Origin of the sequence: Synechococcus sp. OH2, from assembly GCF_047462155.1 — a bacterium.
Lineage (GTDB): Bacteria > Cyanobacteriota > Cyanobacteriia > Thermostichales > Thermostichaceae > Thermostichus.
Window position 1 is genome coordinate 11,686 of sequence record NZ_JANSIR010000026.1, and the last position, 5,263, is coordinate 16,948.

Annotated in this window: 4 protein-coding genes; 1 reads left to right on the forward strand and 3 read right to left on the reverse strand. The window is 55.1% G+C overall.

Annotation, left to right across the window (positions count from 1 at the left end; translation table 11 throughout):
* Positions 1–1,336 (reverse strand): aminotransferase class I/II-fold pyridoxal phosphate-dependent enzyme (locus NW835_RS02070; protein ID WP_414414394.1); only part of this gene is annotated, 1,336 nt, incomplete at its 3' end.
* Between the two features lie 130 nt (positions 1,337–1,466).
* Here NW835_RS02070 and NW835_RS02075 point away from each other — a divergent pair.
* Positions 1,467–2,033 (forward strand): DUF2854 domain-containing protein, encoded by a 567-nt coding sequence (locus NW835_RS02075; RefSeq protein WP_414414395.1) that lies wholly within the window; start codon positions 1,467–1,469, stop codon positions 2,031–2,033.
* Between the two features lie 420 nt (positions 2,034–2,453).
* Here the strand turns inward: NW835_RS02075 and NW835_RS02080 are convergent, their stop codons facing one another.
* Both NW835_RS02080 and NW835_RS02085 read right to left on the reverse strand, forming a co-directional pair.
* Entirely contained in the window at positions 2,454–3,635 is a 1,182-nt protein-coding gene (locus NW835_RS02080; RefSeq protein ID WP_414414396.1) for an Ig-like domain-containing protein, read from the reverse strand.
* A 109-nt stretch (positions 3,636–3,744) separates the two neighbouring features.
* Positions 3,745–5,263: type II secretion system protein GspD (locus NW835_RS02085; RefSeq protein WP_414414397.1), on the reverse strand; the 1,519-nt coding region annotated here is incomplete at its 5' end.

Sequence of the window (5,263 nt, forward strand, 5' to 3'; positions counted from 1 at the left end):
GCTCGATGGGGGCAAAGAAAGCCTGCCGCGGCGAGAGCCGTTGCGGCGGCAGGGGAGGGCGTTTCAACTGGGCCAGGCGCCGCAGTTTCTCGGCCATCGCCAGCGAGGGTTGGGATCCCTGGGCCTGCTTCGACAAAGCGGCGAAGCTCTCCACCAGCCGGTCGATATCCCGCTGGGTGTTGCCGAGGCTCACGATAAAGACCACGTTGTGCAGGGTGGACATCTCCGGCTGCACGTGGAAGTGGTCGTTGACCCAGTCGTGGGCGTCGAAGCCAAAAAGGCCCAGCCCCGACACCGTCACCGTCAAGCGGGTGCGATCCAGATCGAAAAAGCCAGGTGTAGAGCCGATGCGCTCCGGGCCAAAGCAAAAGAGCCCTGGAATGCGGTTGAGGCGGGCGCGGGCTTGATCGGCTAAAGCCAGGGCTTGGCCCAGCAAAGCTTCCCCTTCCAGGGCCATCTGCCGCCGCGCCACGTCCAGCGACATCATCAGCACGTAGTTGGGGCTAGTCGATTGCAGCAGTTGCAAGATGTTGCGCACACGGTTGGGATCGATGCGGGATCCCTTGAGGTGGAGCATCGAGGCTTGCGTCATGCCGGAGATCACCTTGTGGGTGGACTGCACCACCAGATCGGCACCAGCTTCCAAGGCGGAGAGGGGCAGTTGCGGGTGAAAGCCAAAGTGGGGCCCGTGGGCCTCGTCCACTAAGAAGGGCAGGCCGTGGCTGTGGGCGATGGCCGCTAAGGTTTCTAGGTCGCAGCAAACCCCGTAGTAGGTGGGGCTGACCACCAACACGCCCTTGGCGTCGGGGTGCTCGGCCAGGGCCTGCTCCAGGCCGGCAGGAGTGATGCCGTGGGCAATGCCCAGTTCTATGTCGAAGTCGGGCTCAATATAGGCCGGCACAGCCCCGGAGAGGATCACGCCGGCAATGGCCGACTTGTGGCAGTTGCGCGGCAGCAGGATCTTGTCCCCTGGGTCGCACACGGCCATCACCAGGGTTTCCACGCCACAGGTGGAGCCATTCACCAGAAACCAACTGCGATCCGCTCCGTAGGCGGCTGCCGCCAGCTCCTGGGCTTCCCGGATCACGCCGTCGGGATCGTGGAGGTTGTCCACCTCCGGCAACTCGGTGAGATCCGCCCGGAAGACGTTTTCTCCCAAAAACTCCCGCAGGTCGGTGGCGATCCCGCGTCCCTGCTTGTGGCCTGGCGTGTGAAAGGGAGCCTTGTCCAAGCTGCAATAGTGGCGGATGGCCTCAAAAAGAGGGGCCCGCTCTTGAGCTTTGCGATCCAGCAGACGCAGAGGACGGGAAGCCTTCGACAGATGCGACAGAACCATGGGCCACTCCCCAACACACCAGCGTCCAGCCATTATCCACCCCCAGCGGAGCCAAGTCCACCCTCAAGGTCACCCCAGGAAGTGTCTTTCCTGCTAGCCTGGGTTCAGGTTGCCTTTCCCTCCTGCTTGTATGTTTGAAAAGCTGCCCCTCCCCCTGAGCACCCTGGTGTTGTTGGCGGGCGTTGCCGCCACAGCTTGGGGCTTTGCCCAGTACAGCGATCCCACCCTGAACCTCATCGGCCTGTTTGCCGGGATCCCCTTGCTGCTGGGGGGGGTGACCATGAAGGTGGTGGAGCTCAAGCCAGTGCCTGCCCTGACGCCCCCCTCGCCAGAAGTGCTCCAAGCCCGTGCTCAGCAGGCCACGGAAATTCAAAAACAAGTCCGCGCCGACATCACCAAATACAGCTATGGGGCCAACGCCCACCTGGAAGAGGCCCTGGAGTTCCTCGGCCTGCGCGGCCCTCTGGAAGCAGACCTACCCAAAATCAGAGGCTACAGAGAAGAATTGCGGGATGGCCGCTACACCCTGGTACTTCTCTTCGATTCGCCGGCCGTTCCCTTCCAGCAATGGCAGGAGAGCTACCAGAAAAAAATGCAGGGCTTCTTTGGCCGCGACGTGGAGGTGCAACTGCAGCAACCCCGAGAACATCAGGTGGAGCTGGCGCTCATCGCCTGTCCCGGATCCCAGGCCACCTGAGCAAGACAGCGGGGCTTAGGTCCTTTGCTTCTCTGCACGACTTTTTCACAGTTTTGTTCCTAAGATTAGAACGACTCACACAGGTGTGTTGAAGACTGAGACACTAGAGGAAGGAGACTTGGGGATCCCCATATTTGGGATCCCTATTTTTTGAATGATAAAAAGTTAGCAGGATTCCTCTCGGAGCGACACGAAAACAGCGCCAGCAATGACGCTAATCTCAGCTCTCGTCCTCAAGCTGGTTGCCAGTCGCTTGCCAAAAGCTTCTACAACCCACCTCATGCAATCCAAGGGATCCCTGGCAGCAGTTGTCACCGGTTGGTCTCGTAGGGTTTTGGTTCCAAGATAAGCAGTTGGTCAAGAAACTTAACATCTAGGTCAACTCATCTTAACTCAATAAAGACTCCCCGAGCCATCGGGTTAACTTTTGTGGGTCTCAGCAGCCCAATCCTGAATAATCCAGGTACGCAAGATCTGGATTTCTTCAGGGCTCAAGTGGCCCAAGCGATCCGTGCCGGTGCCGTTGCGGCGAATGTAGGCCAATTCGGGAGATCCGCTGCGTCCAATAAAAGAGCCGGGAAATTCTCCTTGGGGATCACTCACGGGGGGTCTCGGCGTCGGCACAGTTCCCGTCCCAAGCTCCGATAAGGAACCGGGGGCGTCGGCCCCTTCTCCTTCTGCATTCAAGGGGATCCCTGCCGCCCGTTGAATAACAGCATGGCGAGCCAACCAGCGCGGTTTCAGCAACTCGCTATTTTCTGATCCGGGCGTTACGTAACGCATCACCGCGGCGTAGCTATCCAAAGGGCTGCGCCGCATCCGACCGGCCCGCTGATGACAACCCACACAGCTAGCATCCAGTAGGGGCTGAATATCTCGCTGGTAGGTGTATTGAGGCTCGGTGCGGAAGGTCAACTCTATGGGATTTTGTAAATCTAGCTCTTTGGCAGCAGGTAAGAACACTCTGTAATCGGTACTGTAGTTGAGTGGCTGTAAAGGCTGTACAATTAGCTCGTTTCCCTGGATATCAAAGGCCACTTCCAAAGGAGGCTGGATCCCAAAAGCCAAACTCGTCATTCCTGTCGGAAGCTCTCGGTCGAAACGCAGGCGAATACTTTGATCAACTGGGATCCCTCTTTGGCCATTGGAAGGATTGCTAGAGACCAATGCGACTCCACCTTGAGGAAGAGGAGTAAATTCTACCTGAGCTTTTCGGGCCGCCACTCTTGGTTGTAAAAGAGTTAATGCATTGGGATAGAAAGTGGCATATTGCTCCAGTTGAGTTGGCGATGGGCTTTGCTGCCAAACACTACGAGGCATTCGCACCGTGAATAGAGGCAGCTGTTGTTCCCCACTTTGCCCCAGTACTTCTAAAGTGAGCTGCTCCGCCTGCGGCTGTGCCTGAAATTGTTGTGCCAAAGTCTGCCAAACCAAAGAGCGCGATTGTTCGACAAGCTGTGAATAGCTTTGACCCTGCACCTGTAGAGAGAGATGATAGGTTTGCGGCCATCCTACCTCACCCCAAGCCAGCACCCAGACCAACCCGAAGGTGAGCAACAGGGATCCCAGCTTCAGCCAAGGCCGGCGGCGAGAGTTCGACATCAGCATTAATCAGCAACGTATCTTAGGGTTTAGCCGTTTCTATGAGAATCTTCCATCTTTGGCAAAGCAACCGGTCTGAGAGAATGACAGTCATTGGCGGGCCACTCTTCTACTCTTCTAGAATAGTTGGGGTAATCAAGACAACAACTTCACTTCTAATGTTCGTCGTGTTTTGCCTACGAAAGAGAGCGCCTAGCAGAGGGATCTCAGCAAGAAGTGGAACCTTATCAACAGACACTCGATCCTCCTCTTGTATCAATCCTGCCAAAAATAGTGTTTCCCTGTCTTTAAGTCTGATTTGCAAAGAGCCAACAGAACGCTGATTGAGCAAGCTAATTACGGCTCCGTCTGCTAAAGTGATTTGGCTACCGATAGATGAAACCTGGGGAAGAAGATTCAACGTAACGTAGCCATTGTCATCAATCCTGACGTTTTGAATAATTAAGTTGACTCCTGCGTTTCCTTTTTCAAAAACGACTGTTGACGTACCCGTTGCAGGGTCTGTTACCAATCTCCTATTGGTGATAACTTCTTGACCAACTACAATAGCCGCGCCCGTGTTGTTAGCGACGACCACTTTTGGGTCAGCCAGTATCTTGGCTGTTCCTGAAGCAATAGCTGCATCTATGCGGGCCGCAAGAGATTGCTGGAGTCGGTTTAAGGTGTTGAACACAAGTGAGCCGCCAGTTCCTACGGAAGGAACTACGCCAACGTCAGGAACCGAAGATCCCGCAGGTTGGTTGAGGGGAGTTCCACCAAAGGTGGTATTATCTCCAGAGCCCAGTGCAAAGTTGCCAGAGGCACCGCCTAATGCCACTCCTAGACTAGAGTTGTTATTGAGGTTAATCTCAATAAACCTAGCACTAACTAAGACCTGACGACTTCTAAGATCAATCTGGGCAAGGTAGGCTGCAATCACATCATGCTGGGCAGGTGTGGCAACAATAGTTAGTGAGTTTGTTCTTGGATCTGCTTGAATAGCTGACTCTTGAGCAAGAGGGATATTCGATGCTTCCAGGATAGCTAAAATTCTACTTCTGATTTCACTTGGAGTGATACTTAGTTGTCTAGCATTGATTTCGACTGTTGCTTGCCCGCCTCCGGCCCCAGCAGCAGTAAGGTTAAAGGTCTGTTCTGTCTCTTCGATTCTTAGTTGATTAAGTCTATATGTTTTGACAATCTGCTGGCCGACTCCAGGAAGGCTAGTGCCGATAAAAACTGTTTGCCCTACACGAGTTGCTTGCAGTTCCTTCAGCCGCAAGATAAAGTTGAACGTTTCCTGTAAGGGTGAGTCGGCTACATCTAAGGAAATCGTCAAGTCCGGAGGAACGTCGTTAAGAACTACATTTAATCCAGCTCGACGTACCAAGAGACTCAACACATCACCTACGGGAGCATCCCTCAGGGTTAAGGTAATCTTGGCATTTGAGCCCAAGTCAACTGGAGGGGGAGCAGGAAGGATGCTGCCGACTGCAAGATCCCCTGCCGGAGGAGCTACTGCTCGACCCTGGAAGGGAGAAGTAGTGGGATCAACGGATCCCGATGGCAGTTGGGGTTGGTTAAGCTGCCCTACGGAAGGCACCTGAGAAATGACCGGCCCAGGGGAAGCCGGCTGAGGGGGAGGAGCC